This is a genomic window from Vibrio sp. LaRot3 (genome assembly GCF_027587025.1).
Classification (GTDB): domain Bacteria; phylum Pseudomonadota; class Gammaproteobacteria; order Enterobacterales; family Vibrionaceae; genus Vibrio.
On the sequence record NZ_JAPPTI010000001.1, the window covers coordinates 925,384 to 941,558 of the forward strand.

The 16,175-nt window shown below is 46.0% G+C and carries 13 protein-coding genes, 2 tRNA genes and 1 pseudogene; all 16 read left to right on the forward strand.

Translation table 11 applies throughout. The features are described 5' to 3' along the window. The 16 genes and pseudogenes from OH461_RS04255 to OH461_RS04330 all read left to right on the forward strand — a co-directional run bounded on the left by OH461_RS04255 (window position 1) and on the right by OH461_RS04330 (window position 16,100). Entirely contained in the window at window positions 1-720 is a 720-nt protein-coding gene (locus OH461_RS04255; RefSeq protein ID WP_270019373.1) for a chromosome partitioning protein ParA, read from the forward strand. Window positions 721-880: 160 nt separating this feature from the next. Then, a pseudogene (locus tag OH461_RS04260) lies at window positions 881-1,252 on the forward strand (Hpt domain-containing protein); the annotation flags it as partial. Window positions 1,253-1,295: 43 nt separating this feature from the next. After that, window positions 1,296-2,753, forward strand: a complete 1,458-nt coding sequence (locus OH461_RS04265) for a sigma-54-dependent transcriptional regulator (RefSeq protein WP_270019375.1) — start codon at window positions 1,296-1,298, stop codon at window positions 2,751-2,753. Next, a complete protein-coding gene (locus tag OH461_RS04270) occupies window positions 2,734-3,795 on the forward strand; it encodes a glycosyltransferase family 4 protein (RefSeq protein WP_270019376.1) in 1,062 nt (353 codons plus the stop codon). The genes OH461_RS04265 and OH461_RS04270 overlap by 20 nt, the downstream gene beginning before the upstream one ends. A gap of 124 nt (window positions 3,796-3,919) precedes the next feature. Then, the gene (locus tag OH461_RS04275; RefSeq protein WP_270019377.1) at window positions 3,920-5,131 is read left to right on the forward strand and encodes a glycosyltransferase; all 1,212 of its coding nucleotides are present in this window, start codon (window positions 3,920-3,922) and stop codon (window positions 5,129-5,131) included. After that, on the forward strand, window positions 5,124-6,317 hold the full coding sequence (locus OH461_RS04280) for a glycosyltransferase family 4 protein (RefSeq protein ID WP_270019378.1): 1,194 nt from the start codon (window positions 5,124-5,126) through the stop codon (window positions 6,315-6,317). Before OH461_RS04275 ends, OH461_RS04280 begins: the two co-directional genes overlap by 8 nt. Then, the gene (locus OH461_RS04285) at window positions 6,314-7,831 is read left to right on the forward strand and encodes a lipopolysaccharide biosynthesis protein (RefSeq protein WP_270019379.1); all 1,518 of its coding nucleotides are present in this window, start codon (window positions 6,314-6,316) and stop codon (window positions 7,829-7,831) included. Before OH461_RS04280 ends, OH461_RS04285 begins: the two co-directional genes overlap by 4 nt. Further along, the gene (locus tag OH461_RS04290; RefSeq protein ID WP_270019380.1) at window positions 7,828-9,240 is read left to right on the forward strand and encodes an O-antigen ligase family protein; all 1,413 of its coding nucleotides are present in this window, start codon (window positions 7,828-7,830) and stop codon (window positions 9,238-9,240) included. Before OH461_RS04285 ends, OH461_RS04290 begins: the two co-directional genes overlap by 4 nt. Window positions 9,241-9,334: 94 nt before the next feature. Beyond that, window positions 9,335-10,051 (forward strand): DapH/DapD/GlmU-related protein, encoded by a 717-nt coding sequence (locus OH461_RS04295; protein WP_270019859.1) that lies wholly within the window; start codon window positions 9,335-9,337, stop codon window positions 10,049-10,051. Further along, the gene (locus tag OH461_RS04300; protein ID WP_270019381.1) at window positions 10,044-11,156 is read left to right on the forward strand and encodes a glycosyltransferase family 1 protein; all 1,113 of its coding nucleotides are present in this window, start codon (window positions 10,044-10,046) and stop codon (window positions 11,154-11,156) included. The genes OH461_RS04295 and OH461_RS04300 overlap by 8 nt, the downstream gene beginning before the upstream one ends. Then, entirely contained in the window at window positions 11,153-12,592 is a 1,440-nt protein-coding gene (locus OH461_RS04305; protein WP_270019382.1) for a GumC family protein, read from the forward strand. The genes OH461_RS04300 and OH461_RS04305 overlap by 4 nt, the downstream gene beginning before the upstream one ends. Before the next feature lie 138 nt (window positions 12,593-12,730). After that, window positions 12,731-13,876: a glycosyltransferase gene (locus OH461_RS04310; RefSeq protein ID WP_270019383.1), complete on the forward strand. Its 1,146-nt coding sequence runs from the start codon at window positions 12,731-12,733 to the stop codon at window positions 13,874-13,876. Window positions 13,877-13,879: 3 nt separating this feature from the next. Beyond that, window positions 13,880-15,067 (forward strand): glycosyltransferase family 2 protein, encoded by a 1,188-nt coding sequence (locus OH461_RS04315; protein ID WP_270019384.1) that lies wholly within the window; start codon window positions 13,880-13,882, stop codon window positions 15,065-15,067. Between the two features lie 9 nt (window positions 15,068-15,076). Beyond that, the gene (locus tag OH461_RS04320) at window positions 15,077-15,730 is read left to right on the forward strand and encodes a sugar transferase (RefSeq protein ID WP_270019385.1); all 654 of its coding nucleotides are present in this window, start codon (window positions 15,077-15,079) and stop codon (window positions 15,728-15,730) included. Between the two features lie 169 nt (window positions 15,731-15,899). Beyond that, window positions 15,900-15,976: transfer RNA gene (locus tag OH461_RS04325), tRNA-Val, on the forward strand. Between the two features lie 47 nt (window positions 15,977-16,023). Beyond that, window positions 16,024-16,100 (forward strand) — tRNA-Val (locus OH461_RS04330). The last annotated feature ends 75 nt before the right edge of the window (window positions 16,101-16,175 follow it).

The following is a 16,175-nucleotide window of genomic DNA, read 5'->3' on the forward strand; positions in this document are numbered from 1 at the left end:
ATGATGCCTGCCACTCATACAGAAATTGAGCAGATTTTTCTGGCTGCGGAAGCCAAACAATGTCGCTCTTTATGCGTCACTGCTTGCGACTCAGGTGACGGCGTCACCTCAGTCGCTACCGCCCTAACCGAGCGCTACTTATTGGCGGGGCGTTCGGTGCTGCTCGTCGATTTAAACCTTTTCAACTCTGGCTTCAATGATCTTGCTATCGACTTAGAATCAGACTCTGAAAATCACACCTTTGGTCACCCTTCAGCAAAAGTAACGTGGCTTGAACAACAATCAAGCAAACAAGTTTTTACTGGTATAGCTACACCCTCAACGCCGTCGGAACTGGTGCAATACAGCGATCCACAATGCTTAGCGAAATACATTGAAGATTGGTTACAGAGTTACGACCGAATCGTCATAGATACATCACCATTACTCAAAGTAAACCGAGGTAATATTCCTGCTCAAGCGGTGGCGCAAGCATGCCAATTCGTTCTATTGGTCGTCTTGGCAACTCACACAACGCACAATCAATTGGAACAAGCCAAACAATTACTTGAAGCGCATCAAACTCACCTCATCGGCAGTGTGCTCAATAGTGTTCATCAACCGACTTTAGCCAGCGAGATAAGTCGGCAAATTAAACGACTGCCACTGGTACCTAATCGAATAAAACAGAAATGGATAGATAAACTGCATCAGATGCCGCTACTCCTTCAAAGAGCTTAGCGACAGAAACCCTTATTAAATTTGCGACATGTATTGAGAAATCAATAACTGAATCTTTTTTACCCAACCATTTGAAAAATTTCATCTATTCTTAAACTAACAAGCAATTGATATGGACTTTAATGCACATCTAATTGCTTGTTCATACGCAGAGACCGCTAAGGAGAGGCTTGTGGATATAGAGCTAGTTGACGAAGAAATCATTCAACAAATGATTGCCGACACCAGCGCGGATGTGATCCCAATGTTGATTGATCATTACCTTGAAGAATCACAAGCACGGTTGAAAGTACTCGATGGTGCCTTTCAAGGAAAAGATGCAAGCGTTATTGAGTTCGAAAGTCATACTTTAGGCAGCTCATCTCTTGCTCTGGGCAATCGCGTGCTGTCCAACTTAGCTCGAAAAATAGAGCACTTGTGCGCCGCTGGAAAAGCAGATGAGGCGTTAGAATACCATCAAGAGCTCCTTGATGTTGCCCATCGCTCTCTTGCTGCACTTGAACAACGGAAATCACTTGGATTTGTCGATTAGGCGCAGTGATTAACGCACTGTGATAAAAATAAGGATGTCGCCGATGAAACCGAAAGTATTGCTGATTGAAGACTCCACATCACTGGCTGTGCTTTACCAACAATATGTAAAAGATCAGCCATTTGATCTGTTCCATGTAGAGACAGGACGCGAAGCGATTGCGTTTATTGAGCGCAATACACCGCAACTTGTAATCCTTGATCTTAAACTGCCAGACATGGAAGGCGAAGAAATTCTCGATTGGATCATCGACAATCAAATCCCTACCTCGGTGATTATCGCAACGGCGCACGGTTCCGTTGATGTCGCAGTGAACTTGCTACAAAAAGGCGCGAAAGATTTCTTAGAAAAGCCTATCAAAGCGAACCGTTTAAACACATCCATCGCTTTACATCTGCAACGTTCTAAACTGGAAAATCTAGTCGAAGACATCGAAACTCGATTCGATCGAAACCAGTTACACGGTTTTATTGGCAGTAGCCTATGCATGCAAGCGGTGTATAAGATTATTGACTCGGTCGCCCCCACGACTGCCAGTGTGTTTATTGTTGGTGAAAGTGGTACAGGTAAAGAAGTTTGCGCTGAAGCGATTCATAAAGAGAGTAAACGTCGCGATAAGCCATTTATTGCCATTAACTGCGGTGCGATTCCTAAAGATCTAATGGAGAGTGAGATTTTTGGCCACGTAAAAGGCGCATTTACTGGTGCAACAACCGATCGTAAAGGTGCTGCGACCATGGCCCACGGTGGGACACTTTTCCTCGATGAGTTGTGCGAAATGGATTTAGAAATGCAGAAAAAGCTTTTACGTTTTCTGCAAACCGGCACATTCACCCCTTTAGGCGCGAACCGTGAACAAAAGGTTGACGTAAGAATAATCTGCGCAACAAACCGTCATCCTTTAACCGAAGTGGAAGAAGGCCGTTTCCGCGAAGATTTGTATTACCGCGTTCACGTAGTGCCTGTCGATATGCCGCCTTTGCGCGATAGATCGAACGATATCGTCACCTTAGCCAATCACTTCTTGCGTCTCTACGCCAAGGAAGATGGCAAATCTTTCAAAGCAATCAACAAAGACGCAGAAAACATCTTAAAACGCTACGCTTGGCCCGGTAATGTGCGCCAGTTGCAAAACGTCATCAGAAACATTGTGGTGCTGAACGACGACAAAAAACTCAGTGCGCAGCACCTGCCGATCGAAATCGTTAACAATAAATCAGCTCGCACCCGCCCTGCACCAACGCCTCCTCAGCCACATGCAGAAGCGCAAATCAGCCAAGCTGAAATGGAGATCAATAACGTTCAAAGCTCGCCTAACGTGCTTTCTTCCGGTAATAAGATTCGCCCTATGTGGCAAATTGAGCGTGAAGCGATCCAACAAGCCATCGATTTTTGCGATGGTAATGTGCTCAATGCAGCGGTGTTATTAGAGCTCAGTCCTTCCACTGTTTATCGTAAAAAACAGGCATGGGAAGCAGAAGATGAGCAAAATTTCGTTTAATGAGATTTGGTTAGTCATGGATAGCCGCCAATTTGGCGGCATCGAAACCCACCTTTTGCAGTTAGCGATTGGTTTGGTTAAGCATAGACAACAAGTCAGAGTGTGGCTGACTCATCGCTATGCAAACGAGAGCCCGCTTATCGCGAAGCTAAAGGATCATCAACTCGACTACGGTTATCTTGATGACAACCATGTTCAACCGCTCTTTCAGCTCATCAAATTGGTTAAACACTATCAGCCCCAAGTTATACATTGCCATGGCTATAAAGCGAGTATCCTTGGCAAACTCACTCGCTCAGTAACTGGAGTACGCCAAATATCCACCTATCATGCAGGAGAAACACCAACTGGGCGCGTAAAGCTGTATGATTGGCTTGACCGCTACACCGCGTGGTTCTCAAGCGCCTCAATTGTGGTCAGCCAAGCCATTGCTAATAAGCTGCCGTGTAGAACTCAGCATTTTAATAACTTCATTGATACGGACGATCTAACCTTTCACCATGGCAGTGAAATTGCGTTTGTTGGCAGGCTCAGTAGAGAAAAGGCCCCCCATCACTTTGTTCAACTTGCGCGAGATTTCCCTGAGCAGGGTTTTCACATTTATGGTGACGGCCCTTTATCGAACGAACTAAAACAAAATGTGCCGAACAACTTAACCTTTCACGGTCATCAGCAGCAGATGAACCAAGTGTGGGCCAATGTCGACGTTTTGATCATTAGCTCTGACTTTGAAGGTTTACCTTTAGTCGCCATCGAAGCCATGGCTCGAGGTATCAATGTGATTTCAACCGCGGTAGGCGATATTCCCACACTGATTGATTCACCATTTAACGGTTTGTTGGTCAAAGATGGCTTGCAGCTTAAAGAGGCGTTAAAGGAATATCTCGCGTTTTCGCCAGACGCTATCATGGCTCTTCGCGTCAACGCTGCCAATACCATCGCGAAGCACTATAGCTGCGCTCATGTAATACCAAACATGCTGTCGCTTTATGCAATAAGCCCTTTTTCTGACTCCCAATCTGATTCTCAATTTGAGAACTAACACTCTCACATTTATAGTCAACTACTTTTATACATAAAAATCAGCTAATTACAAATCCTTATTGATTGGCATTTACTTTGCGTTATTGGTGGTATTGATAACGACAGTAAGGCTAGACGATATAATGAGTAACCCAACCCCTATTTTGTTTGTCCATTATGGTGAAGATTGGATTCGCGGTAGCGAGCGCTGCTTACTCGATTTAATACAACACCTAGATACTGACCGCTACCACGCCATTGTTTGGACCAATAATCCATCATTACATAAAGAACTGACCTTTCATGGTGTGGCTTGTTTACTTGAAACCTTCCCTCTGCTGCTAGGCTGGAACAAGCCACGTTATAACGTTTTAGCATGGGCTCGCTTGGTGTTCACTGCGAGAAAGATTATTCGCAAACATAACATTGGCTTAATTCACGTTAACAGTGCCGCCCCAAATCAATGGATGAGCCTTGCAGCCAGAATAACGTCTACCCCTTTGGTAACGCATCTGCATAGTGATTACCCTGCGCGTGACCGCGTCACTCACGCTCTGCATTTATCTCCTCATGTCATCACTGCGAGCCGCGCTATTTCTGAGCAGTTGATTGATGAAGGCTACAACGAAAAACGATTAAGTGTTGTGCACAACGGACTCAACATTCAAAAGCTACAAGACACACCAGCTATTGATGTTAAGCAACAACTCAAGCTCGACGATAATTCGACTTTGTTTGTCACCGTGGGCTCTTTAATTTATCGCAAAGGTATTGATCGTATTTTCCAAGCCCTGTGTTACTTGCGTCTTGAACATCCAAATTGCTATTTAGTAGTGATTGGTGATGGCGAAGAGAAACAGCACCTGCAACAACAGGTCACTCAGTTAGGTCTAGTGGATAATGTTCATTTTGTTGGTGAGCAAAACAATGTCATCGGCTGGCTGAAAGGCTGTGATGCCTTTGTCAGCGGTGCGCGTGAAGAAGCGTTTGGCCTAGCCATCGCCGAGGCTGGTTTAGCTGGTATTCCGATCATCGCGCCTTTTGTCGGTGGCGTACCTGAATTCATCACTCACGCAAAAACTGGTTTTCTTTACTCCAATCATGGCTACATGAATATGATGAAAATGATGGCGACCGTCATTACTCATCCTGACCACTGCCAGCATATCGCGCGTCAAGGCCAGAACCACATCGAGCATAAACTATCGATACAACATTACGTCAGCGGTATTGAGCGCGTCTATCAGCAGCTTATGGTTCAACAGCGTCAACCACCGGCGTTGAGCCACGTGTTTCGCCCTGTTCCAAAAGCGCTGAAGCGTATACAGAGAAACATTGGAGGTCATCATGGTTAAGCTACATCATCTGATCTTCGATCCTATCCCTTTCAAAGGGGGCTCAAAAATCGCAACCAGTGATGCTTTAAGCCAATGCAGCAATGGTAAGGTCTCTTTTACGGTATTAACCGTTGACCCTAGCTACTGGTCTCAATCTGGTCTTGCGACACAGCATGAGGTTAGCATCGTCAAATTGAGTTCTATCTCTTGGTTAAATCGCCGCTATCAAGGCATAGGCTATTGGTTAAACCAAGCCTTATGTTGTGTGATGCTGTTGATTGCTATACTTCGCTCACCAAAGGTAAACGGGTTTATTGGCGCCTCTGGCCCGGGTATAGACATGCCACTCTATCTCGTTAAGTGGTTGACCAACATTCCTGTTTTCCAATTTATACACGGTAATGTTGCGCCTTCTCGTTCTATCGGTTGGTGTCTCACCAAAGCTGACAAGGTGTTCTACTTACCATCTACTAAATACAGTATTCGCTTGGCACTTCGAGCCTACCTAGGTAAAACGCTGCGCTTGAGCGATGTTACGGCGATAGAAAACAGTTTTTTGACCAATAGAAACTTCATTCAATTCGTTAATGGGATCAGCATTGACCGCTGGCCTAGTCAAAGCCACAGCCATTTTCCGGTTTGTTTTTGGGCCGCGTCACTTCTCAAATGGAAAGGCTTAGATCTACTAGTAAACGCGTTACGATATAGCCATCAAATTCAACCAATCGCGAGCCATATTTGCTTTATCAAACCACAAAATAGTGCGGTCGATGTATCTACTGCGCCTGTGGTACTTAAGCACACCAAATGGCATCAAGACCCACCTAACCTCGATGAGATTCGCGCGCAATGTAATATTTTTATCTCAACCAGTCATAAAGAACCGTTCGGCTTATCGATATTGGAAGCACTTGCAGCAGGTATGTGTGTGGTGATCCCTCAAGATGGCAGCTATTGGGATGGAAAGCTCACCGATGGCGTTAATTGTGTTAAATACCAACCTCGCGATTTTCAGTCCCTTAGCCGCGCAATACTGACCATCTACAAAGACACAATTAAACTCAAAACCTTGCGGAGAAACGCGCTTGAGGTTGCCAAAGAGTACAGAGCAGAAGCAACTTATAGCACTATAGCGTCATGGTTCGAGAACCCTAGCTCGGAAGCTGTGCTCCCTACCGTGTCTACCGTAAAGGATTCACAATGAGTGTTTCGGTGGGTAACAGAGAAAAAGTGTCGCACCATGTCCAAACGCTCATTGGTGCGCTCAATACTAAGCGAAGTACATCATGGCTTATCAATAAGCGTGATGCGATAAAACCGTTTGAGCAAATGGCTTTGTATGGGCTGAGCTTAATCATGGTCAAGGGAGCTTCGTTTATTACCTTGCCGCTAATGACCCATTTTTTAAGCCCTGCCGATATCGGGCAGTTGGAATTGCTAGCGACCATGACGGTATTTTTCAGCTTATTAATTGGCGTAGCAATGCATGAAAATTTATATCGTTTCATCGCAACTCTAAAGCGAGACAAAGCACGAAAACAGCTAGCCAGTCAGCTTTACTACAGCACATTAATGCTTTCTCTTTCCCTGTGCTGCATGTTTGGGCTGTTGGCATACGCCGCTCTATCTTGGACGAGCTCGGTCATCTCGCCCGTTCAGCAAGCCTTACTCGGTTGGGTCGTCATGTATGAAAGCGCACTGGCTATCAGCTTTGCATGGTTACGGTTACATAATAAGGCATGGCTGTTCTTTAAAGTCAGCGTTGTCACTACGCTACTTCAAGTGTCTCTGGTGGTCGCTAGCCTATATTTGCAACCCAATGTCACGACTATTTTTGCTATCGGCGTGTTTTGCTCCACCTGCCAATTTGTTTGGTTACATTGCCATAACCGCTTTAATTTGCAGCTTCTAAACTTTCAGCAACTACTCGGTATGCTCAAATACAGTGCGCCACTGATGGTTTCTGCGCTGATTGCCTTTGGTTTAAACGGTGGAGAACGCTGGGTTCTTGCCGCCCAATTTGATTTGGCGACACTTGGCGTTTACGCCATCGCCGCCAAGTTTGCCCTTGCATTAGGCATTGCATTACAACCTTTTCATATGTGGTGGATGCCAAAAAGATTTGAAATTTGGCGCTCAAATGGTGACAGTGTCACCACAACCAAAACCCAGTGGGGAATATTGCTTGCCTGCTCTCTCAGCCTTTTGGTGTCAGGCTTTAGCCAGTTCTTTATTCTATTTGCACTGCCGGAAGATTATAAGATGGCGGCCTCTCTCACAGCTATTGCTCTTATCGCAATGCTATTCAAAGAACTCACCGAGCTCACTAATATAGGCATTCTAAAGTCGAAGCAAACACACACCTTATTGTTGGTTAATTTGCTCATTACCGGAATTACCTTTGCCCTGTTTTGGGCCCTATCTCTTGATACCATCTGGTACATGGTGTTGATCTTGGCCGGTTCACAGTTCGCTCGATTCTCTGTAATCACCATTTGCAGCCAACGCCATGCGTATTTACCTTACCAATTCGCACCATTGGCTATGATCGTCGTGCTAACAACCTTTGCGCTACTGATGAACGCCTACATGGTTCAACCATTATGGATGATGAGTGTCACCGCCAGTTGCTTCGGGGCAAGTGCGTTTATCGCTTATCGCTATCAACTTTTTAACAGCGATAAACACGTAAGGCAGAACATAGGGACAAGACCATGATCTCGCCTGTTGATTCAACCCACACACCCATTCCGCGACAAGCGAACAAACACGCGATTCTCATATTACTGATTTGCGCCTTTATCTCTTGCGCGTGGTTCATCGTTCCAAACCCTGTGGTGGTGGTCGCTCTCGCCCTGCTGCCTATTGGAGCTTTGTTTGTCATCAATCAAACCTTTTGGTTTGTGTCGCTATTTGTTTTGTTCTCTTTCTTTCGCATTCACGAGGCGTTTGCCCAGCTTTACTCGCTTAAGATTCCACTGTTACTTTCACTTGGCGCACTTGCTGGTCTATCGTGGCACATTTTGATTAGCCGTTCGCTCAAAGTGTATTGGCACGCGAGCCTAACGTGGATGGCGTTGTTTTGGTTGTTGGTCATTGTAGGGATTCTCTTTGCTTCCAATCGAGGCATGGCAATCGCCAGTTTTAAAGGCATTTATTGGAAGATCATCGTGATGACTCTGGCCATTACGTGGCTTGTTAACAGCCAGATGATGGTTAAGCGCATGTCACTGATGATTGTTGTGACCGGCATCCTTATCTCATCCGTTGCGCTATTTAATTCCGTAAACGGGATAGGCTTGGTTGAAGGTTCACGCGTTACCATTGGCCGTGAACTTGGTTCAATGCTCGGTGACCCCAACGACCTCGCGTTAGTATTGATGTTCCCCCTCGCCTTTGCCATCAGCCTTACTATGACGAAACACATTGGTTTTGTTCGGATAATCGGATTGGTTTGTACCATAGCAGCCATGGCAGCAGTGATTGCCACCCAAAGCCGTGGCGGCTTGCTAGGTTCTCTGGCAGTATTTGGTATGTTTGGCCTTAAGTACATTCGATCAAAAGTACTCTTAGTGACGCTTGGCGTTGTCGCAGCTGGCCTTCTCTTTGCCATGGCGGGGATTTCTGACAGACAATCAGGCGGCGCCGCCGAAGAAGGAATAGACGCCTCTGCGATGGGACGGATCTATGCCTGGCAAGCGGCATTTAAAATGGCACTCGAAAACCCATTTACCGGCGTGGGATTGGACAACTTCTACGTTAATTATTTCTATTATTCTCCGCACTGGGATGGGCTCAATCATGCGGTTCACAGTACTTGGTTTGGCGTACTCGCAGAAACAGGCTTTCTCGGCCTTACGGTCTTTATTGGCCTCATCATTTCGTTACTGCGCACCAGCCGCGCCACTATTTATCAACTGTCACTCAATCCAAATAACTACTCTCCTTACCTTCATGCCAATGTCTATGCCGTATATGCGGGCTTGATTGGTGTGATTGTGTCCGGCACTTTCCTCACCCAAGGCTTCAATTGGCCTCTTTACATCCTTGCAGCGCTTGCCATCTCCAGCGCTCACATTGTTCAAAACCATTCTCAAAATGAGAATCAAATTAAACATGCTCAATAGCACTCAGTTAAGCACCTGAAATCATTGACTTATTAATATGGCACGCAATATGAAACAAAGTGGTTAGATTGGCTAAATACGATAAGAGGCAATGATGTCTGCAACTCAATTTAAGATATGGCTTCAAACCCACCCTAACCCAAGATTTCGCTCGCTATTTACTCTACTGAAACGAGTGCGTAGCGCCGGGCTGCCCACGCCTCAATGGCTCAACAAACTCATGTACTCGATCTACCAAATCGTGTCCATGTTCTGGCAGACGTTCCTACGGGTGGCGTTTTTCACCCCTACGTTCAAAGGCAGGCTCGCTCAGTTCGGCAGTGGTCTCTACCTATATGGCGGCATTCCATTGGTCACTGGGCCCCTTAGCATCAAACTTGGCGACCATTGCAGAGTTTCTGGGCAAACCACCTTTAGCGGCCGAGTACAAACCGAACAACCGCGCTTAATCATTGGTAATAACGTCGACATCGGTTGGCAAAATACCATTGCAGTCGGCTCACAGGTCATCATTGAGGACAATGTTCGCATCGCCTCTGGCGCTTTTATTTTTGGTTATTCAGGTCATTCGCTAGACGCGCAACTACGCGCAGAAGGCATGCCTGATGAAGAAAGTAACATCGGTGACATCCTCATTAAACGTGACGCTTGGCTTGGTACCAACGTTACCGTTCGCCCTAACGTCACCATCGGCCAAGGCACTATCGTTGCTGCGGGGAGTGTCGTCACCCGTGACTTACCGGATTTCGTGGTTGCAGCAGGCAACCCAGCTAAAGTCGTTCGCCAACTAAAGGAGCAAACTCATGCGTGATATGGTCGTTTTTGGAGAAGACTTTGGTGGTCTACCATCAAGCACTCAGCACTTGGTGAAATACCTAGCGAAAGACAGACAAGTAATATGGGTGAACTCTATCGGGCTGCGCCAACCTCGATTCAACTTACACGATTGCAAACGAGCCGCAAGCAAACTGCTAGGCCATGGTAAGCAAGGGTTTGACCGTTTTGAAGATACCCCCACTAACATCTCTGTGGTGAATTTGCGCACTATTCCTGCGCCGCAATCTGGCCTATCTAGACAGATGGCCAAACAAATGATGCTTAGCCAACTAAAACCGATTTTAAAAAACCACAACATTCACAAACCGATTCTATGGTCATCCCTTCCGACCGCTGCGGATTTAGTGGGTCATTTGGATGAGCACGCAGTGGTTTACTACTGTGGCGATGACTTCTCTGCCTTAAGCGGTGTAGACCATAATACGGTGGCGAGACACGAGGAAGAGCTGGTCAAAAAAGCCAATATCATCTTTGGCGCCAGTGAAAACCTATGTGCTAAGTTCCCCAATTGCAAAACCCAACTACTACCGCACGGCGTGGATGTTGATCTATTCACCACTCCAACCCAACCTGCAAACGACTTACCTAAGTCAGGTAAACCCATTGCAGGTTTTTACGGCAGCCTATCAACATGGATTGATTACGAGTTAATCCATTACGTCGCGATTAACTTGCCGAACTGGGAGTTCGTTTTTATTGGCCCTAATGAGCTAAATCATTACCCATTGCCACGTTTAGACAACGTACATTACCTTGGCCCTAAACCGCACCATCAATTGCCAAGTTATAGCCAACACTGGCAAGCAAGCCTATTGCCTTTTAAAGCAAACAATCAGATAAATGCCTGCAATCCCCTTAAATTGCTCGAGTACTTAGCGGTGGGAGCACCTGTCATTTCAACGCCGTTCCCTGCGCTACAACCCTACAGCAAGTACATTAATATCGTTGAAACTGCACACGAAATGAGTGGCGCACTGAAACTCGCCACCTACGAGCCTCGACTCCCAAGTGACATTGTCACTCAAGACAGTTGGCAGTGTCGCGGTGAATTCGTTAAACGTATGTTGGACCAACTATGAATGGGCTAACGTTAAGAATCATCACGCTGCTTAACGCGGCGTGGCGACAGCGTTATGTTATCGTCATCCCCATCTTGGTTTTGCCTTTGGTGGGGCTGACTCTCGCAAAGCTGTCGCCAAAAACTTATGTGTCCCACACCAGTATGTTGGTGCAAGAAACCGCCAAAATGAATCCTTTTCTCGAAGATCTTGCGGTCTCTACCATGCTAAAAGAACGCTTAAATGCTCTAAGCACATTACTCAAAAGCCGACATATCTTGCGTGCCGTTGCCACCGAGCAAGGTTTAATTTCACCACAAAGCTCCCCACAAGACATTGAACGCATTATCGCACAGCTCTCAGCCAGTTTGTCGGTTTCCCAACCCGGCAAAGATTTTCTGAAGATACAACTTACGTCTGATGACCCGAGTAATATGAAAGCGTTACTTGCTTCTATCAGTGATCATTTCATTGAACAGTTGCTCGCACCAGAGCGCTCGTCAATTCGTGACTCTAGTGAGTTCCTGACCGTACATATCAACAAGCGACGTGAAGAACTCGACATTGCCGAGGCCGAACTGGCCAATTTCAGAAACCGTAACCTCGCCGTTACCCCCGAGATGCAAAACCAAGCCCTGACACAACTTGCGAGTTTAAAACAAAGCTTAGCGGAGAAAGAAGCTGAGCTTGCCGGCGTGGAGAAAAGCTTAGGTTCTTTAGATCAGCAACTTTCTAAAACCAATCCGGTAATCGGGAAAATTGAAGATCAAATCATCGATATTCGTAGTTCGCTCACGTTGCTACAAGCCAAATACACCGACAGCCATAGCGCGGTTCAAGCCAAGCAAAGAGAACTGACCCGTTTAGAGAACGAACGCAGCCGACTGCTCGAAGTCGAGCAACCCAATATCTCAAGCGGTCAATTGTGGGACATTGCCAGTAGCAACACCCTTTCTAACATCAACGAAGTTCAACCATTGTTAGTGACCCAGCTACACAGTTTACAACTGGTGCGTGGACGATTTGAATCTTTGACTGAGGAGACCAAAAGCTTGCGCTCCATGATTCAAGAGTTAGAACAAAAAGCGCAGCGCTTTGGTGATACCGCGAAAGAAATGCATCAACTGGCGCGAGAAGTGAAGATCAAACGTCAGCTCTACGATCAACTGATTGAGCGTTACGAAATGGCGCAGCTAACCGGCTCTTTGGGGCAATTTGAAGAAAACAAGCGAATCAAGATCATCGACGTTCCCTATACGCCCGGTGCGCCGGCCAATTTACCGACCATTCTTTACGTTTTAGCAGGCTTAGTCGCTGGTATTGCCTTAGGTATTGGCGTTGCCATCTTGCTTGAACTTTTTGATACCAGTATTCGCCGACCTGAGCAAATCGTCGAGATTCTTAATGCTCCGGTCATAACATCTATTCCGCGAATCTCAACTCGCTTCTCAAAATGAAAAATGACTCAGAAAACAGAGCAACACCGAGTTAAGCAATTGAAATGAAAAATAAATTTTCTTGGCACATGTTCTGCAACTCTATGTTTTAACGTTCAAACCCAATGCTGGTTGCGATTTAAATTCTAGGTGAGCAATATGATAAAGACGAAAAATAATATCTTAAAACGGTTGGCAAACGCTGCTTCAAATACATCGTTAAGTTCCAAGCGCACGTTGCACATCCATGTTGTGCAACACTTAAAGCCCGGTGGCATAGAGTCTTTAGTATTGGAAATACTCCACCACAAAAAACACAACCAGCAAATATTAATTGTCAGCCTTGAGGGAGACAGACTTTCAGCGATCGCCCACTGGCCAAAATTAGAGCCGTTCAAGCATCAATTGCTGTTTCTCAATAAACCGCAAGGTCTCAGCTACCAGTGCTATCGTACGCTTAATAAACTATTTGAAATTGTTAAGCCTGATGTCGTGCACACACACCATATTGGCCCACTAATTTATGCAGGAATTGCCGCCAAAAACGCCCATGTAGCGTGCCGAATTCACACTGAACACGATGCATGGCACCTCACTCAGCCAAAACGTGCCTTCGTTCAACGCGTAGCACTTAAACTGGCGAAGCCATTTTTGGTCGCGGATGCTCAGCTAGTAAAACAGAAGCTCGACGAGCGATTCGATTATCCTAAAACCCGCGTGATTAAAAACGGCATCGATTGTGATCGTTTCAAGCCCGCTTCTCAATCACTGGCGCGACAACAACTTGGACTACCATTAGAGCCGGTTATCATTGGCAGCGCCGGACGGCTTGAGCATGTCAAAGGTCATGATGTGCTTATACAAGCGCTAACGATGTTGCCAAAACACTATCATCTTGCGATTGCAGGCTCTGGCAGCCAAGCACACACCCTTAAAGATCTCGCAGCTCAATGTGGCGTTTCTGAGCGGATAATTTGGCTAGGTCAAGTGGACAATATGCCAAGGTTTTATCAATCTCTCGACCTATTTTGCCTCCCTTCTCGCTGCGAAGGATTTCCACTCGCCACGTTAGAAGCTCAGGCATGTAACATTAAAGCACTGGCCTCAGATGTAGGTGCGAGTAACGAAACTCTCTGCCCACATACCGGGATGAGCTTTGCACCTGATAACCCTATCCGTTTGGCAGCTGCAATCTTAAAACAACTCTCCGCTAACACGGTGGTTCAGCCGCGAACCTTTGTACTTGAGCACAACAACATCACCAAAATGATATCCGATTATCAATCGATTCAGATGGAGGCATAGGCAATGAATCAAATCGTATTACAAGCCTTGTTTGGACTATCGGTGATGCTCATCATTTATCACCATTTTGGTTATCCGCTTTTACTTCGTTGGCTCGCTTCAAGGAGAAAAGAACATCACCACTCTGAAGTTCGTGGCTATCAAAACAATAAAACCGATCGACAACGTCGTTCGGTAACGATCATCGTGCCAGCCTACAATGAGCAGCGCTGGATAGCCGATAAAATTCGTAACTTAGCGGCGCTTGATTACCCTAGCAGCCATTATAAGGTCATAATCGCTTGTGATGGGTGCACTGATGATACCGTCGACATCGCCCAACAAACGATTCAAGAAGCAATATGTAGCGATACCCATTTTGAAATTCTGGCCTACGAGAAAAACCGAGGCAAAGTAGCTCTGATCAACCATCTAATGCCTACAATTAGCTCAGATATTACGGTGTTTAGCGATGTGTCTTCTCTTGTAGCGGTCGACGCTCTAGTGCTTGCGGATAAACACTTTCAAACCTACCTAGTAGGTGTAGTAAACAGTCAATATTGTTTAATGACAGCCGGAAGTGATGGGGAAGATAAATACTGGCGTTATCAAGCCAAAAACCAACTGGGTGAGTCTGAGCTTGGTGCAAATATTGGCGCACATGGTGCTCTATTCGCTTTTCGTACTCATCTTTTTGAAAACCTACCGCAAGACATCATTAACGACGATTTTGTCCTGCCTATGCAGATCATTCGTAAAGGCTATATTGCCGTTTATGAACCTATGATGGTCGCAATTGAGCAAGAACCCACACAACTGCACAAAGATATTCAACGCCGGTTACGAATCTCAGCCGGCAACATGCAGCAAGCTATTCACTTAGCCGATTTGTTTTTACCCAAATATCGCGGCGTCGCATTCGCTTTTGCCTCAGGAAAAGGGTTAAGGCTAGCAACCCCTTATCTTATGATCATTAGCCTAGTTTGTAGCCTGTTGCTTAGCAGTAACCCGTGGTTCTTGGCGGCATTTATTGCACAAATTACGCTCTACCTGATTGCGCTGATTGGTCACCTTTTACCTAATATATTCAAACACAAGCTTTGCCGCCTTCTAACCTATTTAGTCGTCGGCCATTTTGTCAATCTGGTCGGGGGCCTGCGCTATCTCTTCGGTTTAGAAACTGGCCATTGGAATAAAATTAACAACAATTAGGACGTGATTATGCTTTCAACCTTCGCTATTCATACCACAGCGCCACCTACCACATGGGTGGCCAAACGACTGTTTGATCTTTTGGGATCTGTTGCAGCATTAGTTTTGCTCGCACCAATAATGCCCCTCATCGCCATCGCGATAAAAACAACCTCTAAAGGCCCTGTGTTTTATCGCCAGCAACGAGTTGGTAAGTCGACGCCTGATAAAATGGAGTTTTTCGATATCATTAAGTTTCGCACCATGTATCAAGATGCGGAAGCACGATCTGGCGCGGTTTGGGCGTCCAGCAACGACCCTAGAATTACCCCTGTCGGCCGATTTTTAAGAAAAACCCGTCTAGATGAGATACCTCAACTGCTTAACGTGCTCAAAGGTGAAATGTCATTAATTGGTCCACGCCCAGAGAGACCAAGCTTTTACAACAAACTTGAGACAGCTATCCCCTATTTTGCGGATCGTACTTATGGCGTGATGCCGGGAATCACCGGCCTCGCGCAAGTCAAGCAAGGTTACGATACCTGCATTGATGATGTAAGAAGAAAAGTAGGCTTTGACCACAGCTACGCACTCGCCCTGCGCTCAACTAAGTCTTGGCTAATGATGGATGCGAGCATCATTGTGATGACTTTAGTGGTGATGTTTAATGGCCGAGGGCAATAACCCTACTCAAGGTATTGTCATGTGTGCGTGATCGTACGCACACTCTGATCATCATCTCGAATAAAAAACCAACAATCAGCACATATGTGCGCCAAACGATTCAAATTACGAGAATTTACGCTTGCACCACTGGGCCTCTGTGGGTAATATCCATCTCGTTCTTAGGAATGGGTCCGTAGCTCAGTTGGTTAGAGTACTACCTTGACATGGTAGGGGTCGGCGATTCGAGTTCGCCCGGACCCACCACTCCTAAAAGCGTTTTTATTCAGTTAGAAATGCAGTGAACAAAATTTGGGTCCGTAGCTCAGTTGGTTAGAGTACTACCTTGACATGGTAGGGGTCGGCGATTCGAGTTCGCCCGGACCCACCAAATTTTGAAAAAGCCCACTAGGAATAGTGGGCTTTTTTGTATCTATTCTCCTGCCCTACCCAGCAAAACATCTTC

Coding starts and splice junctions, on each gene's coding strand:
- OH461_RS04255 (WP_270019373.1), top strand. CDS start 1: ATGATGCCTGCCACTCATACAGAAATTGAGCAGATTTTTCTGGCTGCG.
- OH461_RS04265 (WP_270019375.1), top strand. CDS start 1,296: ATGAAACCGAAAGTATTGCTGATTGAAGACTCCACATCACTGGCTGTG.
- OH461_RS04270 (WP_270019376.1), top strand. CDS start 2,734: ATGAGCAAAATTTCGTTTAATGAGATTTGGTTAGTCATGGATAGCCGC.
- OH461_RS04275 (WP_270019377.1), top strand. CDS start 3,920: ATGAGTAACCCAACCCCTATTTTGTTTGTCCATTATGGTGAAGATTGG.
- OH461_RS04280 (WP_270019378.1), top strand. CDS start 5,124: ATGGTTAAGCTACATCATCTGATCTTCGATCCTATCCCTTTCAAAGGG.
- OH461_RS04285 (WP_270019379.1), top strand. CDS start 6,314: ATGAGTGTTTCGGTGGGTAACAGAGAAAAAGTGTCGCACCATGTCCAA.
- OH461_RS04290 (WP_270019380.1), top strand. CDS start 7,828: ATGATCTCGCCTGTTGATTCAACCCACACACCCATTCCGCGACAAGCG.
- OH461_RS04295 (WP_270019859.1), top strand. CDS start 9,335: ATGTCTGCAACTCAATTTAAGATATGGCTTCAAACCCACCCTAACCCA.
- OH461_RS04300 (WP_270019381.1), top strand. CDS start 10,044: ATGCGTGATATGGTCGTTTTTGGAGAAGACTTTGGTGGTCTACCATCA.
- OH461_RS04305 (WP_270019382.1), top strand. CDS start 11,153: ATGAATGGGCTAACGTTAAGAATCATCACGCTGCTTAACGCGGCGTGG.
- OH461_RS04310 (WP_270019383.1), top strand. CDS start 12,731: ATGATAAAGACGAAAAATAATATCTTAAAACGGTTGGCAAACGCTGCT.
- OH461_RS04315 (WP_270019384.1), top strand. CDS start 13,880: ATGAATCAAATCGTATTACAAGCCTTGTTTGGACTATCGGTGATGCTC.
- OH461_RS04320 (WP_270019385.1), top strand. CDS start 15,077: ATGCTTTCAACCTTCGCTATTCATACCACAGCGCCACCTACCACATGG.